General features: G+C 60.3%; 17 protein-coding genes. 7 read left to right on the top strand and 10 right to left on the bottom strand.

Annotated elements, in window-relative coordinates; translation table 11 throughout:
- Positions 1–122 precede the first annotated feature (122 nt).
- From HMPREF2565_RS00840 to HMPREF2565_RS00825, 4 genes are all read left to right on the top strand, one after another.
- Positions 123–845, top strand: coding sequence for a CBS domain-containing protein (locus tag HMPREF2565_RS00840; protein WP_049154572.1), 723 nt, complete (start codon positions 123–125; stop codon positions 843–845).
- A 45-nt stretch (positions 846–890) separates the two neighbouring features.
- Positions 891–1,997, top strand: coding sequence for an LLM class flavin-dependent oxidoreductase (locus HMPREF2565_RS00835; protein WP_071406732.1), 1,107 nt, complete (start codon positions 891–893; stop codon positions 1,995–1,997).
- A complete protein-coding gene (locus tag HMPREF2565_RS00830; RefSeq protein WP_049154570.1) occupies positions 1,998–2,675 on the top strand; it encodes an FMN reductase in 678 nt (225 codons plus the stop codon).
- Between the two features lie 73 nt (positions 2,676–2,748).
- Positions 2,749–4,158 carry an L-serine ammonia-lyase gene (locus tag HMPREF2565_RS00825; protein WP_070700405.1) on the top strand — a complete coding sequence of 470 codons (1,410 nt, stop codon included), beginning with the start codon at positions 2,749–2,751 and terminating at the stop codon, positions 4,156–4,158.
- Here HMPREF2565_RS00825 and hisS read toward each other — a convergent pair.
- Genes hisS through tpx form a run of 3 tightly spaced genes read right to left on the bottom strand, consistent with a single transcriptional unit; the run spans position 4,155 to position 6,579 of the window.
- Entirely contained in the window at positions 4,155–5,432 is a 1,278-nt protein-coding gene (gene hisS / locus HMPREF2565_RS00820; RefSeq protein WP_046648575.1) for a histidine--tRNA ligase, read from the bottom strand. The genes HMPREF2565_RS00825 and hisS overlap by 4 nt on opposite strands.
- Before the next feature lie 5 nt (positions 5,433–5,437).
- Positions 5,438–6,082, bottom strand: coding sequence for an MBL fold metallo-hydrolase (locus HMPREF2565_RS00815; protein WP_070513224.1), 645 nt, complete (start codon positions 6,080–6,082; stop codon positions 5,438–5,440).
- Positions 6,082–6,579, bottom strand: coding sequence for a thiol peroxidase (tpx, locus tag HMPREF2565_RS00810; RefSeq protein WP_070513221.1), 498 nt, complete (start codon positions 6,577–6,579; stop codon positions 6,082–6,084). The genes HMPREF2565_RS00815 and tpx overlap by 1 nt, the downstream gene beginning before the upstream one ends.
- Positions 6,580–6,685: 106 nt before the next feature.
- On the opposite strand from tpx, the gene HMPREF2565_RS00805 reads away from it, so the two are divergent.
- The 3 genes from HMPREF2565_RS00805 to HMPREF2565_RS00795 all read left to right on the top strand — a co-directional run bounded on the left by HMPREF2565_RS00805 (position 6,686) and on the right by HMPREF2565_RS00795 (position 8,485).
- Positions 6,686–7,546: a peptidylprolyl isomerase gene (locus HMPREF2565_RS00805; RefSeq protein WP_046648581.1), complete on the top strand. Its 861-nt coding sequence runs from the start codon at positions 6,686–6,688 to the stop codon at positions 7,544–7,546.
- 288 nt (positions 7,547–7,834) lie between these two features.
- Entirely contained in the window at positions 7,835–8,188 is a 354-nt protein-coding gene (locus HMPREF2565_RS00800) for a hypothetical protein (RefSeq protein WP_070516928.1), read from the top strand.
- Between the two features lie 45 nt (positions 8,189–8,233).
- Entirely contained in the window at positions 8,234–8,485 is a 252-nt protein-coding gene (locus tag HMPREF2565_RS00795; RefSeq protein ID WP_046648585.1) for a hypothetical protein, read from the top strand.
- A 302-nt stretch (positions 8,486–8,787) separates the two neighbouring features.
- Here the strand turns inward: HMPREF2565_RS00795 and HMPREF2565_RS00790 are convergent, their stop codons facing one another.
- From HMPREF2565_RS00790 to secD, 7 genes are all read right to left on the bottom strand, one after another.
- On the bottom strand, positions 8,788–9,345 hold the full coding sequence (locus HMPREF2565_RS00790; protein WP_180963910.1) for a DUF421 domain-containing protein: 558 nt from the start codon (positions 9,343–9,345) through the stop codon (positions 8,788–8,790).
- Positions 9,346–9,446: 101 nt separating this feature from the next.
- On the bottom strand, positions 9,447–11,582 hold the full coding sequence (locus HMPREF2565_RS00785) for a bifunctional metallophosphatase/5'-nucleotidase (RefSeq protein WP_049154883.1): 2,136 nt from the start codon (positions 11,580–11,582) through the stop codon (positions 9,447–9,449).
- Between the two features lie 194 nt (positions 11,583–11,776).
- Complete coding sequence (locus tag HMPREF2565_RS00780) at positions 11,777–14,074, bottom strand: RelA/SpoT family protein (RefSeq protein ID WP_049154885.1); 2,298 nt, start codon at positions 14,072–14,074, stop codon at positions 11,777–11,779.
- 34 nt (positions 14,075–14,108) lie between these two features.
- Positions 14,109–14,663 carry an adenine phosphoribosyltransferase gene (locus HMPREF2565_RS00775; protein WP_046648146.1) on the bottom strand — a complete coding sequence of 185 codons (555 nt, stop codon included), beginning with the start codon at positions 14,661–14,663 and terminating at the stop codon, positions 14,109–14,111.
- Positions 14,660–16,270 (bottom strand): ABC transporter substrate-binding protein, encoded by a 1,611-nt coding sequence (locus HMPREF2565_RS00770; RefSeq protein ID WP_080975073.1) that lies wholly within the window; start codon positions 16,268–16,270, stop codon positions 14,660–14,662. Before HMPREF2565_RS00770 ends, HMPREF2565_RS00775 begins: the two co-directional genes overlap by 4 nt.
- Before the next feature lie 3 nt (positions 16,271–16,273).
- Positions 16,274–17,437 (bottom strand): protein translocase subunit SecF, encoded by a 1,164-nt coding sequence (gene secF / locus HMPREF2565_RS00765; RefSeq protein WP_046648147.1) that lies wholly within the window; start codon positions 17,435–17,437, stop codon positions 16,274–16,276.
- 2 nt (positions 17,438–17,439) lie between these two features.
- Positions 17,440–19,236, bottom strand: coding sequence for a protein translocase subunit SecD (gene secD, locus HMPREF2565_RS00760; RefSeq protein WP_158396681.1), 1,797 nt, complete (start codon positions 19,234–19,236; stop codon positions 17,440–17,442).
- Positions 19,237–19,342: the final 106 nt, after the last annotated feature.

Below are 19,342 nucleotides of genomic sequence, written 5' to 3'. Positions count from 1 at the left end.
GCACAGGGCATCGTACCCAGTCGCCGCGAGTCTCCTGCCGCCTCGGGATACTCGCGGCTTCTTTGTTTTCTCTGTCCACCAGCGACCACTGGGGTTTGAGAGCACCCGTACACTGGAACGGCATGAGCGATAACTCCCTGGCCAGATTCTTTTCCGCATTCAACGACATTGAGCAGTTTCTCCGCCAGGCCGTCGGGGCCAAGAACTCCGACTCCTTCTGGTGGATTGTCGACCGCGCACACGACAAACACCTGCTCAGCAAGCGCCAGGCAGAGCAGCTCAAGGACTTAGGTAATCTGCGCAACGCCATCGCCCACGGCCGCTATTTCGACGGCGAGCCCATCGCTACCCCGCACCCACAGGTGCTGGCGCAGCTAGAGAACCTCCAGCGGCTTCTTACAGATCCGCCCACGGCACAGTCCTTACTCGCCAACCGTGAGGTCACCACACTTGGCCCCGATACCCCGATCATAGAGGCTCTCCGGCTCATTAATAGGACCGGCTATTCGCAGATCCCGATTTATGATTCCGGCGCTTACCAAGCCCTCCTCACGACCAATGTCATCGCCCGCTGGGTCGCAGCAGATTTGGGAGACGATGGTGTGGTCAACGCGGCGTCGATTAGCGCCGTTCTAGAGTTTGCAGAGAAGAAGGACAGGGCCGAGTTCCTTCCCCGCAACGCCAGTGCGCAAGAGGTCATCGATGCCCTCACCGAACCCGCGGCGGACGGCACGCATCCTAGTGCGGTTCTCCTTACCGAGCAGGGCAAGCCTTCGCAGCGCCCGCTCGCCATCGCAACGCCAGCGGATCTTGCAGTCTTGGTCGACGCCCTTGAGTGGGAATAATTACCCGGCTAAACTTTGTTGACATGTCACAGAGAGGAGTATGGCATGCAATTTGGAGTCTTTAGCATCGGTGATGTCACGCAAGATCCCACCACCGGTCGCACCCCCACCGAGGCCGAGCGCATCCGCGCTATGACAGAAATCGCCCTCAAGGCAGAGGAGGTGGGCCTCGACGTCTTCGCCACCGGCGAGCACCACAACCCACCCTTCGTCCCGTCCGCACCCACCACCCATCTGGCCTACATCGCGGCGCAGACGAAGAACCTGCACCTCTCCACTGCCACCACGCTGATCACCACCAACGACCCCGTCCGGCTTGCAGAGGACTACGCTTTTCTCCAGCACCTGGCTGACGGGCACATCGATCTCATGCTGGGCCGCGGTAACACCGGTCCGGTTTACCCGTGGTTTGGCAAAGATATCCGCGAAGGCATCCCTCTGGCGGTGGAGAACTATCACCTGTTGCGCCGCCTCTGGCGCGAACCTGTCGTGTCCTGGCAAGGAAAGTTCCGCACCCCACTGCAGGGATTCACCTCCACGCCAGCCCCGCTTGACGGTATCCCGCCCTTTGTGTGGCACGGATCCATCCGCTCCCCGCAGATCGCTGAGCAGGCGGCCTATTACGGTGATGGTTTCTTCCACAACAACATCTTCTGGAACAAGGAACACACCGCGAAAATGGTGAACCTCTACCGCACCCGCTACGAATCCTACGGTCATGGTCGCGCGGATCAGGCCATCGTGGGCCTCGGCGGGCACGTCTTCATCGGGTCTACCGAGCAGGAGGCGAAGGATTTCTTCCGCCCCTACTTCGACAACGCTCCGGTCTACGGCCACGGCCCTTCCTTGGAAGAATTCACCGCACAAACCCCGCTGACGGTAGGCACGGTGGAGCAGGTGGTAGAACGAACCCTGCAGTTCGCCGACTGGGTGGGCGACTATCAGCGCCAGCTCTTCCTTATCGATCATGCCGGCCTCCCGCAAGAGGTGGTGCTGGAGCAGATTGAGATTCTAGGGACGCAGGTCGTCCCTGAGCTGCGCCGCCGCTTTGAGGAACGCCGCCCGGATCATGTACCTTCTGACCCACCAACGCACGCCACGCTCGGTAGTTATGAGCCACACGCGTTGGTCAATCCTGGAGAGGAGAAGTAGATGCGGTCACTCGTTGTCGTTACGGCCGGGTTGTCATCGCCGTCCTCGACGCGCGCGCTTGCCGACGCCCTCTCGGCCGCCACCTCCGCCCACGTCACCGCGCGGGGCGAAGGCACCGACATCACCGTCGTGGAGCTCCGGGACCTCGCGAGCGAGCTAGCTGAAGCAATGACGAACTGGGTTTCGCCCACGCCCCGCCTTAACGCGGCTCAGTCCGCGGTGCTGGATGCCGACGGCCTCATCGCGGTCAGTCCCGTGTTCCAGGGCAGTTACTCGGGACTGTTCAAGATGTTCTTCGACACCTTGGAGCCGCATTCCTTGGAGGGGCTTCCTACCCTCATCGCGGCCACGGGCGGCTCCAGCCGTCACGCCCTAGTGTTGGATTATGCCCTGCGCCCACTACTCAATTACCTGCATGCCACGGTGGTCCCCACCGGGATCTTCCAGGCCACGGAAGACTTTGGCACTGCTGAGGGCGCGCGCAATGAAAAGCGCATCGAGCGCGCCACGGGCGAGCTCGCAGACCTCATGGTGCGCCCGCTCGACCGCGTAGCTGGCCTTGCCGGCTCTCTCGGCGAACCGCGCAACACGCACCAGGGTTCTACCGGGAAGGCACCTGATTCGGGCTCAGGGGGATTCCGCGAACTCCTGTCCCGCCACGACGGCCAACCGGGCTAAGCAACTACTGGGGGCGCTCGGTACTATCGTAAGGCGTAACTTATCTAACGCTTCTAAGGAGGTTTAACCCCCCATGACAATTAGCGTGACCGACATCTTCTCGATCGGTATCGGTCCCTCCTCCTCCCACACCGTGGGCCCCATGCGTGCTGCTAAGGCCTTCCTCGAGACCCTTGAGCAACACCCAGCAAAGGTCCACATCGAACTGCGTGGCTCCTTGTCCGCTACCGGCCGTGGACACGCTACGGACCGGGCCGTCATTCTAGGCCTCGCCGGTTGGGATCCGCTCTCCGTTCCGCTCGATGCTGAGCCACGCGCCGATGCCTTCATCCCTACCGAGGGCAGCATCAGCGGCCCGGCAGGCGAGGTGGACTACAGCATCGAATTCAACAACGAGCCGGTGCCCGAGCACCCGAACTGCCTCATTTTCACTGCTTGGGACAAAGACGGCTCCATCCTCGCCGAGAACGCGGAGTATTTCTCCGTCGGTGGCGGGTTCATCCTGTCCCGCGAGGAGTTTGATGCCCAGCTTCAAACCGACTCCGGCGTTCCAGCAGGTGTCGCCGCGGCGACTGCTGAGGACACCGTTCCTTATGAGTTCCAATCGGGTGAGCACCTGCTTCACCTGTGCGCTGCCAATGACATGGCCATTTGGGAGATCGTTGCGGCAAACGAGGCTGTGCTTCACCGCGACGAGGGCGGTCTCGACTACGTCTACCAACACCTCGACCTTGTGTGGGACATTATGCGCGAATGCGTGACCGAGGGAATCTCCACCAAGGGAATCTTGCCTGGTGGCCTGCGCGTCAACCGCCGCGCGCCGCAGATGTACCAACAGTTGTTGGCCAAGCAGGACGACGAATCCTGTGGCTTCTCTGCGATGGAGTGGGTAAACCTCTACGCGCTCGCCGTCAACGAGCAGAATGCCGCCGGCGGCCGCGTCATTACTGCGCCGACGAATGGCGCCTGTGGCATCATACCGGCGGTACTCCATTATGCCCGCGACTTCATGGCGGACTTTACGCGCGCCGATGCTCGCCGCTACCTGCTGACCGCGGGTGCCGTTGGCATCATCATCAAGTCCAATGCCTCCATTTCAGGCGCCGAGGTGGGCTGCCAGGGTGAGGTAGGCTCCGCCTCCTCCATGGCGGCGGCCGGCATGGCCGAACTGCTTGGGGGAACTCCGGAGCAGGTAGAGAATGCTGCCGAGATCGCGCTTGAGCACAACCTCGGCTTGACCTGCGACCCGGTCGGCGGCCTCGTGCAGATTCCCTGCATCGAGCGCAACGCCATCGGTGCCGTCAAGTCCATCAACGCCGCACGCCTAGCCCGCATGGGCGAGGGAACGCACCACGTTACCCTCGATAACGCGGTACGCACGATGGCCGAAACGGGGCGCGACATGCTCTCCAAGTACAAGGAGACCTCGCTCGGTGGCCTAGCGAAGACGATGGGCTTCACCGTCTCCCAGGTGGAGTGCTAAACCAGCTGACGAAGCTGCTTGACGACGTCCCCCACGGGGACGTCGTGCTGCTCGTGCGCGCGAAGATCCTTGAGCGCCACGGTGCCGGCCTCTAGCTCTTGGTCACCGAGGACGAGGGCGAAACGCGCGTTAGCGCGGTCAGCGCCCTTCATTGCGCCCTTGAGGCCGCGGTCACCGAAGGACATGTCCGCGGAAATACCGGCCTTGCGGAGGTCATCAATGATGCTGACCATCTTCTTCTTTGCCGCAGCGCCCAAAGCAACGCCATAAACGGCCACGCGCTCTTCGACGCCGTCGAGCTCCACGCCCTCGGCTTCCAGGGCCAAAACCGTGCGGTCCACTCCGAGGCCGTAGCCGATACCGGACAACTCCTGTCCGCCGAGCTGAGCCATGAGCCCGTCGTAGCGGCCGCCGCCGCCAATGCCGGACTGCGCGCCGAGGCCATCGTGGACGAATTCGAAACAGGTCTTCGTGTAGTAATCGAGACCGCGGACCATGCGCGGGTTGATGGTGTAGGGCACGCCCATGTCATCGAGCAGGCCAGTGACCGTCTCAAAGTGCTCGCGGCACTCGGCATTGAGGTGGTCGAGCATCAGGGGGGCGTCGACAAGCTGCTCCTGGACTTCCGGGCGCTTGTCATCGAGCACGCGCAGCGGGTTCAGCTCCGCGCGGGCCCTGGTTTCTTCGTCTAGATCCAGCTTGAACAGGAACTCCTGCAGCTTCTCGCGGTAGGCCGGGCGGCAGTCGTGGTCACCCAAGCTGGTCAGCTCAAGGCGGAATTGGCTCAGGCCTAGGCTGCGGTAGGAGCGATCCGCCAAGGCAATGATCTCTGCGTCCAGCGCCGGATCATCCACGCCGATGGCCTCCACTCCGACCTGCTGCAGCTGGCGGTAACGGCCCGCCTGCGGGCGCTCGTAACGGAAGAAAGGACCATAGTAGTTCAGCTTGACCGGCAGTTGGCCGCGGTCGAGGTTGTGTTCAATGACCGCACGCATGACACCAGCGGTGCCTTCTGGGCGCAGTGTCACGGAACGATCGCCACGATCGGCGAAGGTGTACATTTCCTTGGACACAACATCCGTGGACTCCCCCACACCGCGGGCGAACAACGAGGTGTCCTCGAAGATAGGGAGCTCGATGTGTTGGAAGCCGGACAGGTGTGCCTGGTGCACGAAGGTGTCGCGCACCTTGGCAAAGATGGCCGATTGCGGCGGGACGTAGTCCGGCACACCTTTGGGCGCGGACAGGGCTTTGAACTGCTTCTTATCACTCACGCCCTTTAGAGTACATCCCCCGCTGCGCGTAGAAACGGATTAGTCGCGCGTTCACGACGCATAGTCGTGGTCGGGCCATGGCCCGGCAAGATAGCAAGGGAGTCATCGAGGCCCCACACCGGGCCGCGCAAGGAACGCTGCATCGCGGCGTGGTCGGAGTGCGGCAAGTCGGTGCGCCCGATGGAACCCTTAAACAGCACGTCGCCCGTCAGGGCAACCTCCTCAGCCACGAGAATGACGCATCCGGGCGAGTGACCTGGTGCATGGAGCAGCTTGAACTCAAGGCCAACCAGATTCAACGTTTCTCCGCCGATCAAGTCGCGACGGTCCGCCACCTGCTTCATGGAGGCGGCAGCAAAGAGCATCTGCGATTCGGGGGACACACCGGAGCCATCCACAAGCATAAACGCGTCATCTGGGTGGATGTAGACCGGTAGGTCGAACTCGGCGGCATCGCGCGTGTGGTCAATGTGGCCGTGGGTGAGCACGACGGCCTCAAACTCCAAGGACTTCTCACGCGCGAGCTGCTCAAGCTTCTCGCGCGTGTGCATCCCTGGGTCCACGATGAACGCCCGGGATCCGTTAGCCACCACATAAGTGTTGGTTTTATAAGGCCCGGCGGCGAAACCGTAGATTTCGGGAGCGGGCATTACTTGAGCGATGCCAAAGCTGCGTCGTAGTCCGGCTCAGTCGTGACCTCCGGAACCAGCTCGGTGTAGGTCACCTTGTGGTCCTCGTCGGTGACGATGACCGCGCGGGCGAACAGGCCCTTGAGTGGGGACCCCTCTAGCACGAGGCCCAGCTTATCCGCGAAGTCAGAGCGGAAGTCAGAGGCGCTGACGACATTCTCAATGCCCTCAGCTGCGCAGAAACGCTCCTGTGCGAACGGCAGGTCACGAGAGACAGACAGAACAACAGTGTTCTCCAGTCCAGCCGCCTCCTCGTTGAACTTGCGCAGCTGCGCCGCGCACACACCAGTGTCGACGGATGGGAAGCATGAAACGACGAGGCGCTTGCCGGCGAAGTCTGCCTTGGTCAGCTCTGCCAGATCGGTACCGACAAGGGTGAAGTCCGGCAGGACCTCACCAACCTTGGGCAGCTCGGCGTTGGTTTCGACGGGTTCATTCTGAAAATTCGTTGTAGCCATGGCACCCAAGCGTACTGACGCGCGGGGCGTCGCGCCATGATGTAGGACGGTGCGGTTAGGATAGGTGAGTCGAAAGTTGTGAACCACCACTGTGGAGGAAACATAGGTGTCTACTAACAGCCAGCGCTTGGATGATGCGCTCAACCAGCTCGATCGCGAGCTGAAGTCCCGCGACCGTAAACAGAAGAGCCGCCCACTTGGCGTTGTTGTGATGGCAGCCGTCGTCATTATTGCCCTCGTCGGCGGAATCTGGTTCTTGGCTACCCGCTCGTCGGAGGAAGAGGAGATTCAGGCCGAGGAGAGCTCGGCCGCGGAGACCACAACCGAAGCCCCCACCGCCGAGCCTTTGATCGGCAAGCGTGCCACACCGCTGGGTGACACCGTAACGTGTGAATACCCAGAAGCAGGTGACGCCTCCCGTGAGGTGCCTACGCCTAACGGCAAGGACATTCCAGCCAAGGGTGAGGTGACCGTCAACTTCGCCACCAAGCAGGGCGACATCGAGATGACCCTCGACCGCTCCCTAGCTCCGTGTACCGTCAACGCAATCACGGACATGATTTCGGCCAAGTACTATGACGACACCGTGTGCCACCGCATGACCGATGGCGGCATCTTCGTTCTGCAGTGTGGCGACCCGACCGGCCAGGGCGCCGGTGGACCAGGCTTCCAGTTTGCCAACGAGTACCCCACCGATGAGTCTGACGATGCCGCCAAGGCACAGCCTGCCCTGTACCCGAAGGGCTCCATCGCGATGGCCAACGCCGGCGAAGATACCAACGGTTCGCAGTTCTTCATTAACTACAAGGACTCGACGCTTCCTCCCTCCTACACCTACTTTGGTGATTTGACGGAGAAGGGTCAGAAGACCATCGACGCTATCGCTGCTAAGGGCGTCAAGGATGGACAGTCTGACGGAGAGCCCGCCGAAGAGGTGCGCATCACCAAGGCAACCATCGAGGGATAAGTTTTACCCCCTTTACGGTGACTAGCCCCACTCGCGTTCAGCGAGCGGGGCTATTTCTTTACCACTCCGCCCCACCCCGCCCGGTACTAAGAATTTCTTAGCCTTGAGCAGTTCATTTGGCAAACCACTCACCCACCACAGGCACCTCTGTTTAATATCCGCAGCTCACATACGGCGGCCAGCAGATACACAGACTCACCAACTAATTGCCAAATCTCTTGCAAATCGCACAATGTCTCAGTAGCATCTGTGAGGTCTTTGAAATTCCCGAGATCTTAAGGAACGAGAATGAAGTTCTTCTCCCGTAAGGCCCTTGTTGCTGCCGCTACCGCTGCAACCGTTTCCCTGTCCGGCGTGTCCGTTGCTTCCGCTGAGGACACCGCAGTCGTAACCAACGAGTCCGCAGACTCCGAGTCCACCACGGACAACAACAAGGAGACCGACAACTCCGAGTCCGAGAACGACAAGGAGAAGGAAGAGGAGTCCTCTTCTTCCTCCTCCAACGACTCTGAGGGTTCCTCCATCACCGACATGAAGCCGTCTGAGATCCGCGACTGGATCGCAGTCTTCACCGCCATCATCGGCGCTCTGGGCACCGTCTTCGCCTTCTACCAGAAGAACTTCGCTCCTAACGCGAAGTAATTCGGTTTCTCTTTCCACCCTCTCCAAAGATTAGGACACTCCACCATGAAGTTCTTCTCCCGTAAGTCCCTCGTTGCCGTTGCTACCGCTGCGACCATCACCTTCTCCGGCACCGCTGTTGCTTCCGCTGCTCCGGTCGAGAACGATAGCTCCTCCGCTGCTTTCTTCGCTCTCTCCTCCGACGATGAGGGCAACGTCAGCCCGAAGGAGATCCGCGAGTGGATCAAGGTTATCACCTCCATCATCGGCGCCATGGATGACGCATTGCGTCTCGGCGACAAGCTCGCTGGCAACTAAGCCGCAAGCACGTAAGTCTCCTCCCGCGTTCAACGCGCCGGAGGAGATTTTTCGTTTTGCGGGCTGGCCATCCCCCGTTTGACCGTTACTGCCCTAGACACTGCTGCCCTGGACGTGCTGCCTTAGTTGCCAAAGTTTTCCCTCCCGCCCCGGGGATCGGGCTATGTTTTCGTCACGTAGGGCAGTCTGGTCCCCACCCCATGAGGCTCGCGCTCTCGTGTGGAATGGAGAAAGGTATCTCGGCACGTCCTTCAGGACTCCAACCCTCACAGTGGTTAGCAGGTCTAACAGCTGGCGAGAATCTATTCGCTATCCTTTTGCGAGTCTTCTTCGACTTCTTCGATGCGCTCGGCGCCGAGGATATCCTTAAACACTGAAGCGTCGACAAGCTGGCCACGGCGGATGACCGAAATCTGACCAGTCGGTTCCAGAATCATAAGCTGGACGTCGCTACGCCGTCCGAGCCCCGCCTTGCGCACAGCGGAATTGATATCCCTCTCGGTGATGTGCGCAAAATGCATGTTGTCCTCTTGCAGTTCCCCCTTGTACACCAAAAGGACCGGTTTTCGGTCAATGAACCTCGACCACCTCACCAGCTGTCTGAAGGTGCCGAAAGCGGCCTCCAACAACATGAGCGTAAACAGTCCGATGATGCCGGCGGCAAGCGTGGGCGGGTTGCCTACGATGACGCGTCCCGAAACCGCACCAAACATAATGATGATGACAGCATCTGAGGCCGTGATAGACGTCAGCACCCGACTACCGAAAAGCTTGACCAAGAGCATGAAAGCCAAGTAGATGCCCAGCGTTGCGAACATCACCACCGGGATGCGGTGAGGCTCGATGCCGAGCTGATACATTGCCTCGCGTCCAAATAGCCTCAGTGTATCCACAGCTTCCCACCATACCTTCCGCATGCGAAAAGCCCGCACCTCAGTGCGGGCTTTAGGAACGAGACTGACTAGATGTTGAACTGCTTGCGCAACTGCTCAATCATCTGCTGTACCGGAGCCGGTAGCGCGCCTGCCGGCAGGTTAATAGCGCCAATCACAGCGGCAATGGCAGCGGCAATCGCTACGGTGATCCCCACGCCCAGGCCAACGGAGGACGCTACATCCTTGTTGGAGCCGTTATCCTTCGGATCCTTCGGGTTCTCTGGGTCCTTCGGGTCCTCGTCGTTACCCGCGCCCTCAAGGGTGATAGGCAGGACAGCCTTAGTACCAGCATCCGTGGTGATGGACAGCTTCTGCTCGCCCTCTAGGCCCTCCGGGATGGTGAGCTTGACGGTTGCGCGGCCACGCTCGCCAAACTGCTCATCACCCGGCTGTGCTGCGTTATCAATGCCTGCCTCAGCCTTAGCGTCACCCAGTGCAACGGTGACCTTCTTAGCCTGCGGCTCCTCAGCGTTGGAGTAGTTCAGGGAAGACAGGTCAATGGTAATCTCGCTGCCCGGCTTCAGGTCCCCCTCAATGTGAGCACCGATCTGACCCTGGCCGGTGCGGACCTTGGACTCTCCGGACGCAATGTAGTCAATCATCGCCTGGGTGTCCATGTGGCCAACGTCATTGCGGTTCTTGATGGAACCGGGCTCGAAGAAGCCATCGCCGCCTGCTTCCGTATCGCTGGATGCGAGGAAGGAGGACAGAGCAATGCTGTAATTCTTGTTCGGGTCAATCGGTTCACCGTTAATGGTGACGGACTTAACACGCTTGCCTTGCTCAGCCTTCTGGTCGTAGACAACGGTGACATTGTTGGACAGGCCTAGAGCCAGACGTGGGCGGGACTGGCCAGGCTTCCACTGGTTTTCCAGTGCGGTGATGAAGTCAGCTCCGCTGACCTCAGCGGTAATCACGGAGTTTCCGAAAGGCTGAACAGCAAAGATGTCCTGGTATGTAACGTCACCTTCCTTGAGGTCGGCGCGCACACCGCCCGCGTTCATGACGCCAATTTCGATGTCCTTGCCCGCCGGCTTGGCTAGAGCGTAGCGCTGACCTTCCGCAATGAAGTTGTTAAGGGTGGACTCCACACCGCGGTTGGAACCGGTGTCCTTGCCCTCATCGGAGCCGCGGTACATGGCCTTCTCGGTGGTACCAGCAGTCTTGGCACCCTCAATCTCCGCTACTTTCTTTGCTTCCTCGACGACCTTAGCTACCTCGGGGTCGTCTTCGAGGCCCTGCAGCTGGGCGAAGACCTCTGCGTCGGCCACGTCGTACTGCTTGAGATCAATCTTGGTGATCTTCTTCTCGGCCTTGTCGAAGGTGATGTCGGCGTCGTTAAGCACCTTGCCGTACTCGTAGCCCTGTGCCCAGTACAGCGGCAATGCGCCCTCACGGGCAACCTCGCCCTGGGTCTTGACGTGAGTATCACCGCCAAAGAGGATGTCCACATCCTTGTTGAAGCCCTCAGCGAACTGCTGAGCATCCTCGTGCATGAGCGCCACAACAACCTCGGCCTCGCCGGATTCCTTCAGTCGGCTGGCTTCCTTATTGGTGGCCTCGACCGGGTCGGAGAACTCGACGCCCGGGATGGACGCAGCAGACACCTTGTACTTGGTGTTCTCAGTGACGGTACCAACGAAGCCCACCTTCACGCCGTCTACCTCCTTGACGAAGGAAGCATCGAGCAAGGGCTTGCCATCCTTGGTGACGTTGGCGCCCAGGATCGGGAAGTTGGACTGGTCCTTGATACGGCCCATAAGATCCTTATCGCCCTTGTCGAACTCGTGGTTGCCCACGGCCGTGACATCGAGATTCATAGCATTGAGGGCCTCGTTGGTGTACTTGTCCTCAGAAATCGCAGACACGAAAGCGGAACCGCCAACGTTATCACCGGAGGAGGTCAAGGCGTACTCCTGGTCCTTGTTGACGGCCTTGATGAGCGCAGCCATGCGAGCAGCACCCATCTCGGAGTAACCAACCAGTTCCTCGGTTTCCTTATCAAAGTTTTCGGCCAGCTCAAGGTGGCCGTGGAAGTCGGTGAAGTTGGTGACGGAGATGGTCACCTGGTCGGCCTCAGCGGCGAAGGCAGGTGCGCCGGAGACGGCAACGGCGGTAACGGTGGTGGCGGCCAACAGCTGGCCAAAGCGGCGGAAATTCACGTGGTACTCCTGAAGATGAGAGGAATCTTGTCCACGCGTTTATAACGCATCCATCACGGTTGCGCAGGGCTCGCTAACGCCTCCACCTGCACGTTTACTTAGCGTCTTCCCCGTTTTCATCCCAGCGCAACCCAGTGTTCAACCACACACCCCCGGTTGAGGGGGCGGTGGTTTAGCCGTGGGCTTCAGTTCGCCTAGGCGGTGACGCGGTAGACGTCGAAGACGCCCTCGGTGTTGCGCAGCGTCGTCATGAGCTGCCCCAGCTGCTTGGTATCGGACACCGAGAAGGTAAAGCGCACGGTCGCAATGTGGTCATCGCCGCGGTTGGACGTCATCGACAAAACGTTGAGGCTCTGCTCGCTGAAGATACGAGTCAGCTCAAAGAGCAGGCCCTGGCGGTCGATGGCCTCAAGTTGCAGTGTCGCAGAGAAAGCGCCGGAAGACTTCGGCCCACCGGCCCACTCCACCTGCATCATGCGCTCCGGCTCGGACTTCAGCTTTTCAGCGTTGGTGCAGTCAGCACGGTGCACAGACACCCCACCGCCGCGGGTAACGAAGCCAAAGATGGCGTCTCCTGGCACGGGCTGGCAGCACTTCGCCAACTTGGCCATGACGTCTGGGCTTCCCTCCACCAGAATGCCGGTGCCGGATGCGGAATCCTTCGTATGCTGCGCGCGGGAGTTCTCCAGCTCACTCAGCGGGGTGCGCGAAGCCAAGGCATCGACAGCGTCATCTTGATCCCCAAAGAGAGCCATGAGCTGATTAGCAACGTGCTGCGCCGATACGTGGCCCGCGCCGATAGCGGTGTACAACGCATCCACGTCGGGATAGTGCAGCTGCTCGGCCACCTGCTTCATCGAGCTGGCGGTGAACAAGCGGTGCATGGGCAAACCACCGCGCTGAACCTCAGCGGCCAGGGCATCGCGCCCGGCTTCAAGATGCTCCTCACGGCGCTCTTTGGCAAACCACTGCCGCACCTTCGTCTTCGCCCGGGGCGACACCAAGAACTCCTGCCAATCCCGCGACGGTCCTGCGTTCGGATCCTTCGAAGTGAAAATTTCCACCTTGTCGCCGGACTTGAGTTCAGACTCTAGGGCCACGAGTTTGCCATTGACCTTGGCGCCGATACACCTGTGCCCCACCTCGGTGTGCACAGCGTAGGCAAAGTCAACGGGGGTGGAACCGGCAGGCAGGTTAACCACGTCGCCCTTCGGGGTAAACGCAAAGATCTGCTTGGCGGTCAGGTCATAGCGCAAGGAGTCGAGGAACTCGTTGGGATCTGCTGCTTCCTTTTGCCAATCCAGCAGCTGGCGCATCCACGCCATCTGGTCGACTTCTTCCTGGTGGCCGGAATTCTTGCCCTTAGTTTCCTTGTAGCGCCAATGCGCCGCCACGCCGAACTCAGCGTTGTAGTGCATCTCGTGCGTGCGCACTTGCACTTCAAGAGTGGAGCCACCGGCCGCAATCACGGTGGTGTGCAAGGACTGGTACACGCCGAAGCGCGGCGAAGAAATGTAATCCTTAAAGCGCCCTGGAAGAGCCTGGTACAGCGAGTGCACCACGCCGATGGCTGCGTAGCAGGAGTTGATGTCATCGACAAGAATACGGATGCCCACAAGATCGAAGATTTCCGCAAAGTCACGGCCGCGCACGATCATCTTCTGGTAAATCGACCAGTAATGCTTCGGGCGGCCCATCACCTCAGCCTCGATGCCGTTGGCCTTCAGCGCCTGGCTAACCTGAGCCTTGATCTCTTTGAGCGCTCGATCGCGCGAGGGCGCACGGTCGGCCACCATGCGTACGATTTCGTCATACTTCTTCGGGTACAGGATGGCAAAGGCCAAATCCTCAAGCTCCCATTTGACGCTGGCCATTCCGAGGCGGTGAGCCAGCGGCGCGATGACGTCGAGAGTCTGGCGTGCCTTCTTAGCCTGCTTTTCCGGCGGGAGGAAGCGCATCGTGCGCATGTTGTGGAGACGGTCGCACACCTTGATAACCAACACGCGCGGATCAGTAGCCATTGCCACAATCATCTTGCGGATCGTTTCCGCTTCCGCAGCGGCGCCGAGTGCAACCTTGTCGAGCTTCGTAACACCATCGACGAGTCGGGCCACCTCAGGACCAAAATCACGAGTCAGATCCTCGAGCGAGTAGTCGGTATCCTCCACCGTGTCATGCAGCAACGCTGCTGCGACGGTCGTGGTGTCCATACCTATCTCCGCGGCGATGGTGGCTACCGCCAGCGGGTGCGTGATGTATGGCTCACCGGACTTGCGGAAAACGCCTTCGTGCAGACGCTGTGCCGTGGTGTAGGCGTTATTGAGTAGTTCCGCGTCGGCCTTCGGATGAAATTCCCGGTGAATGGACATCAGCGGGTCGAGCGCCGGATTGATCTTTACTCTGCCGCCCGTCAGCGAACGAGCCAGGCGGGCGGACATGCCGCGGACGCCGCCTGGCCGCCATGCAGTCTTGTCCTGCTTTTCAGTCGTCATGTCTGCCTCCGCGAAGTAGCTTAGGCATACAACCTTAGTCCTTTGTCCCCATCTGGTTGAGCACAATCAGCGGAGAACCTTCCAGGCGCTCGCGGCCCTCCAGTCCCTGAACCTCCAGAACCACGACATTGCCCACGACCTCTGCTCCTGCGGACTCCAGGAGCAAGGTGGCGCCGTGGAGAGTGCCGCCGGTGGCGAGGACGTCGTCGACAAGCACAATGCGCTTGCCCTTGATGTCGATGCCGCTGTTAGGGATTTCCAGCGCGGCGGTACCGTATTCCAGCTCGTACTCCTGGGTCAGCACCGGTGGCGGCAGCTTGCCTTTCTTGCGAATGGCCAAAATACCTACCCCCAACTTGTACGCTACGGCTGAACCCAGCAGGAATCCGCGCGCATCGAGGCCGCCGATCATGTCAGCACCGAGCTCCTTGCACGCCTCAGCCAAGCCATCGACAACGGCGGCGAAGGATTCAGCATCGGCCAACACCGGAGTCAGGTCCTCGAAAAGGATTCCTTCCTCCGGGAAATCCGGGACAAGGCGCACCTTGTCTTTCAGGGCTTGTGCTGCTGCGACGTAAATCTCGCTCACGACTCTTCCTTTGTTTCGGTTGCTTCATTTCGGGTATAGCCCCAGCGGTCGAGATTCCACCCGATACCCGCAGGGCCAGTGTAGGGCACCACGCCAGTCACAGCGCGATCAACGATGAAGGTTCGGGGCTGCGCGGCAATGGGAATAGACGGCAGCTCCTCCCAAAGCTCTTGTTCCAGTGTGCGTAAAGCCGCAGCGTTCTTCACACTGGCAGCGGGCGCGGAATACTCCCGCATCGGGTCGACGGCTCCAAGGTAGACGTCGATCTCCGGCAACCCCGTCGAGGGGTCGGCGTCCAGTTGGGCACGGGATACACGATCCCCCGAACGATCCTCCACCGTAATCCCGGCTGGTTCGCAGGCTGCGCGTAGCTCCTCCACCATCGCTTTATAGCGCGGGTTAGGTGCCAGGTATCCGACGCCGACCGTATAGCCAGCGAGGCCGGAAGCAGTGGCGGTGTCTACAGGGACTGTGGTGAGCGACGCCATTTGTGATGCCACCGAATCACTGGTGCTCACTGTCCGCACGGAGACGGCGGGTACCTCCACGCCGGATTCCTTTGCGGAAACTTCTGCCATGCGTTGTGCATCGACGCAGGCAGCGAAAGCGGCGCGTGCCCACGGCTGCGCGAAGGTGCCGGCTTCGGAGAAAACCAAAGTATCGGTCATGCCTCCCGCAACGGAGTTAACGTCGACCGGTTTTCCTTCTGCGTCCCGATTCAGCCACGACGGTGCCGCGGTAGGTGACTCGGCCACGCGCAACTCGTCCGAGGCCACAAATGCAGCCGCATCCGCCGTGTTCGGCAGCATGACGATCTCCTTCAGCGACGGCTTGTCGCCGTAGTAGTTGTCGTTGGCGGTGAGTACGATGGCGCCGTCGTCCTCGACGCGATCAATGCTGTAAGGACCAAAGGAAATCTGTAGCTCGGGATCGAAACGGCCTGGTTCGGTAGAAAACCCCTCGCGCCACGCCTCCGCCACAGGCTGCAAGGTCGTCACGTCGTAGGCGTGAAGCGCCGCGTTGAGCTCCTCCATGCTGAGCTCTGCTCGCTTAGCTAACGCGTGGGCGGGCACCACCGTGCCCGGCCCAAACAGGTAGCGCCAGCGCGAACCAGCATCTGGGTTAAACCAGACGGTGAACTTCTTACTATGCGGTGCACACTCCATCTCGGCTATGTCTTCCGCCAACGGGAGGTGGGAGCCAAAGGTCTCGCTCAACTGCCCGGCGATATACGCCAAAAGGTAGTCATCACATGTGACAGGTTCTCCGTCGGCAAAGCGTGCCTGCTCCGTGAGCGTGAAGTCCACACGAGCGCCGACGCCCTCGCTCTCGGCCGGAACGTACTCAGCATCTGCCAGATCCGAGTTCGGAACCATCTGCCCAGCCGGGCCTGGCACGTACAACGCAGGGAACACGCGGCTGGCAAGCTGCGCGGCGCCCGCAGCTTCGCCCCAGTCAGAAGCCGCATTGCTGGTGGCGATGCGGGCGTCGCTCAGTACTGCGAAGCGCGGCGGCGGGACATCCTTGCCTGCCCTGTCCTCCTTCGCTCCACACGCAGAAACGGTAAGAGCAACAGCGAGCAGTGCCGCAACTGATGAGGCGCGCACGATTTAGCGCCCAGGACGCCAGGACGCGCCACCGGACTCCTCGCCGCGCGGCTTCGTTGCGGGCTCGGAGGCCGTGGATGGGGAAACTGCTGCCGGGGATACCACAGTGCGCGCAGGCTTCGGTGAATCATCGTCGGCGTCGTCTGCGTCCCCGCCTTCCGCCCGATAAGCGGCGACCTCAGCGTTATGCTTCTTGACGCTCTTGCGCTGGTTCGACAATGTCACCAGCAGCGTCGTTGCGAGGAAGATGGAAGAAAAGACGCCTTCGATAACGCCGATGAACTGGACCAGAGCCAGATCGCGCAGGGTACCGATACCCATCAACCACACAGCGACGACGAACAAGGCGATAATCGGCAGCGCGGAAATGACCGAGGTAGAGATAGAACGCATCACGGTCTGGTTGATGGCCAGGTTGGTGAGATCGGCATAGGTCTTCTTACGCTGGCCCTCCAGCCCACTCGTATTTTCATCTACCTTGTCAAAGACAATGACGGAGTCGTAGAGGGAGAAAGTAAGCACAGTCAGCAGGCCGATAATGACCGCCGGTGAAACCTCAATTCCAAAGAGGGCGTAGATACCAGAGATGAAAACACCGTCAAAGATAAGGGCGAGGATAGCGGCAAAGGCCATATCACGCTGCAGGCGAACCGCCACGTAGATAGTGGCGAGCACCAGGAAGACCGCCATGGCGATGACCATTCGCTTGGTAATCGAGGCACCCCACGATTCCGATACCGTCGAGGAACCGATCGCGTCCGGGCTGGGCTTGCCGTTTTCATCCTTGACGTGGAACTCTTCGAAGATGGCCTGGCGTGCCCGATTCACCTGATCCTGGGACAGGCGCTCGGAGGTGATTTCCAATGTCTCCGAGGAACCGGCGCCCACAATCTGCACCAGCTCCGGTGTGACACCGGTGGCATCCTTGAAGGTTTCCTCTACCTGCTCGGTGCTGAGGTCTCCCGCCGGCATGTTGAGCTTCGTACCGCCTTCAAAGTCAAGGGACAAGTTAAAGCCGCGGAGCGCAATGGCCAAAATGGACGCGATGAGCAGCACGCCGGCGATGGTGTACCAGGTTTTGGCCCGGCCCACGAAGTCGAATCCGCTGCCGTCCACGTAGAGACGGTCAAAGCGGGAAATCTTGCGGTTAGTGGTTTCGACAGCCATGTTTACTTCTCCTCATCCGCAGCGGTAGCAACGGGGTTCTTGGCCGGTTTGGCATAAAAGCCGCGTTCACGGCGCTCCTCCACAAGGTTGTAGATGCCACCAAGGCCATTCATGGATGGTTTAGCGAAGGCCGGGCGGCTGCCGAGGAGCTGCATGAGCGGTGCCATGATCAGGAAGGATACGACGAGGTCGAAGATCGTGGTCAGCCCCATGGTGAAGGCAAATCCCTTGACCGCACCGATGGACAGGAAGTAGACCACGACGGAACCGATCAGGGTAACTGCCTTACCCGTGACGATCGTTGCACGGGAGCGTTCCCAACCCGTGCGGGTAGCGGAGCGGAATGTGCGGCCGCCCAAGAGCTCATCCTTCATGCGCTCGTAGTAGACCACGAATGAGTCAGCCGTGGCGCCGATACCGATGACCAAGCCCGCCATGCCAGACAGGTCCAGCGAGTAGCCAATCCACCGGCCCAACAGAACCAGAGCGCCATAGAGCAGGACACAGGTGGCGATGAGCACCAGCAAGGCCACGGCGGACAGTGCGCGGAAGTAGTAGATGGAATACAGGGAGACCAAAATCAGGCCGACAATACCCGCAATAAGCGCTGCCTCAAGAGCTGCCTTACCCAGTGACGGAGGCACGGTTTCCACCGTTCCGCCCGGCTCGCCGTTAGCGCCCGTAAAGGACAACGGGAGCGCACCGTAGCGGAGGTTGTTGGCCAAGTTCTGGGCTTCTTCCTGCGTGAAATCACCCGTGATGGACGTGGCAGAACCCACCGGAGTCGCACCCTGGATAACCGGTGCGGAAATAACGGCGGAGTCAAGAGTGATGGCCACCTGCTTCTGCAGGTACTCCTGCGTCAGGGTGGACCACGTCTGAGAGCCGTTGGGGCCGTCGCCAGTCTTGAATGCGAAGCTGATCTCCATCTGGCCGGTTTGGCCGTTGAGACCGCCCTGAATTGGGGATTGGGTATCGATTTCGTTACCGGTCAGGCGGGTACCGTGTGGATCCTCAATGCCATCCAGCAGCGGAGCCGGCATCAGGATATAGGGCTGCTGGTTCGAGTAGTCACACGCCACGAGCGGCTTTGCCGGATCGTCCGTGCCGGCCAGCGGATCGGAATCGGCATCGCACCGCATCAGGCCCAGGGCCGCGGTTTGAACGGTGGGATCCTCGGACTGACGGTCCTTGAGAAGAACCTCGTTAACCTGGTCGCGACGTTCGGTTTCTTCCAGAGAGTTTGCTGGGTCCGGAAGCGGCTTTTCGCTCACGGTCGGGGCCGGAGACTTCTTCGCGTCCTTGTTTTCTTCCTTCTTATCCTCACCCTGGGCAGCATCGGCGCTCTGGTTAAGCGCGTCGTGGATAGAGGCCAGTGCGTCATTCGCCTGCTCCGGTGCCACGACGCCGAACTTGACCCAGCGGTTCGCCATATCCGTCATGGTCTTTTCAAGCTTGTCCAAGTCCGGCATCGGCTGTTCACCCACTGGGCGGAACAGCAGCTGCGAGGTTTGGCCTACAGCCTGCGCCTGGGAAGCGTCTTCGCCCGGCACCGTAATGACCAGGCTAGAGCCGCTGATAACGACCTCAGAGCCGGAGACGCCCATACCGTTGACACGCTGCTCCAGGATGTTGCGTGCCTGCTGCAGCTGATCCTGGGTGGGGTCTTCGCCCTGCGGAACGAGGGTTACTCGCGTACCGCCCTGCAAATCAATGCCGAGCTTGGGAGTCGGCGATTTATCGCCGGTTAGGAAGATAAGGGCGTAAACCACAATGACGATGAGCACAAAGAGCGCCATTGCTCGTCTGGGCCATTGCCGTTGACGGCTGCTAACGCCACCACGTTTCGAAGCGGACACAAAGATCTCCTGTGTTGTGAGGAACAGGGCTAAAAATCATGGGTCA

The sequence above is a fragment of the Corynebacterium sp. HMSC072A04 genome (genome assembly GCF_001809235.1).
Lineage (GTDB): Bacteria > Actinomycetota > Actinomycetes > Mycobacteriales > Mycobacteriaceae > Corynebacterium > Corynebacterium hiratae.
The sequence above is the reverse complement of the archived record's forward strand: the minus strand, read 5'-3'. Positions and strand labels throughout refer to the sequence as shown.

What these genes read in the sequence shown, in the direction of transcription:
- HMPREF2565_RS00840 (WP_049154572.1), top strand. Translation starts at nt 123, where the DNA reads ATGAGCGATAACTCCCTGGCCAGATTCTTTTCCGCATTCAACGACATT.
- HMPREF2565_RS00835 (WP_071406732.1), top strand. Translation starts at nt 891, where the DNA reads ATGCAATTTGGAGTCTTTAGCATCGGTGATGTCACGCAAGATCCCACC.
- HMPREF2565_RS00830 (WP_049154570.1), top strand. Translation starts at nt 1,998, where the DNA reads ATGCGGTCACTCGTTGTCGTTACGGCCGGGTTGTCATCGCCGTCCTCG.
- HMPREF2565_RS00825 (WP_070700405.1), top strand. Translation starts at nt 2,749, where the DNA reads ATGACAATTAGCGTGACCGACATCTTCTCGATCGGTATCGGTCCCTCC.
- HMPREF2565_RS00815 (WP_070513224.1), bottom strand. Translation starts at nt 6,082, where the DNA reads ATGCCCGCTCCCGAAATCTACGGTTTCGCCGCCGGGCCTTATAAAACC.
- tpx (WP_070513221.1), bottom strand. Translation starts at nt 6,579, where the DNA reads ATGGCTACAACGAATTTTCAGAATGAACCCGTCGAAACCAACGCCGAG.
- HMPREF2565_RS00800 (WP_070516928.1), top strand. Translation starts at nt 7,835, where the DNA reads ATGAAGTTCTTCTCCCGTAAGGCCCTTGTTGCTGCCGCTACCGCTGCA.
- HMPREF2565_RS00795 (WP_046648585.1), top strand. Translation starts at nt 8,234, where the DNA reads ATGAAGTTCTTCTCCCGTAAGTCCCTCGTTGCCGTTGCTACCGCTGCG.
- HMPREF2565_RS00790 (WP_180963910.1), bottom strand. Translation starts at nt 9,345, where the DNA reads ATGTATCAGCTCGGCATCGAGCCTCACCGCATCCCGGTGGTGATGTTC.
- HMPREF2565_RS00780 (WP_049154885.1), bottom strand. Translation starts at nt 14,074, where the DNA reads ATGACGACTGAAAAGCAGGACAAGACTGCATGGCGGCCAGGCGGCGTC.
- secF (WP_046648147.1), bottom strand. Translation starts at nt 17,437, where the DNA reads ATGGCTGTCGAAACCACTAACCGCAAGATTTCCCGCTTTGACCGTCTC.
- secD (WP_158396681.1), bottom strand. Translation starts at nt 19,236, where the DNA reads ATGGCGCTCTTTGTGCTCATCGTCATTGTGGTTTACGCCCTTATCTTC.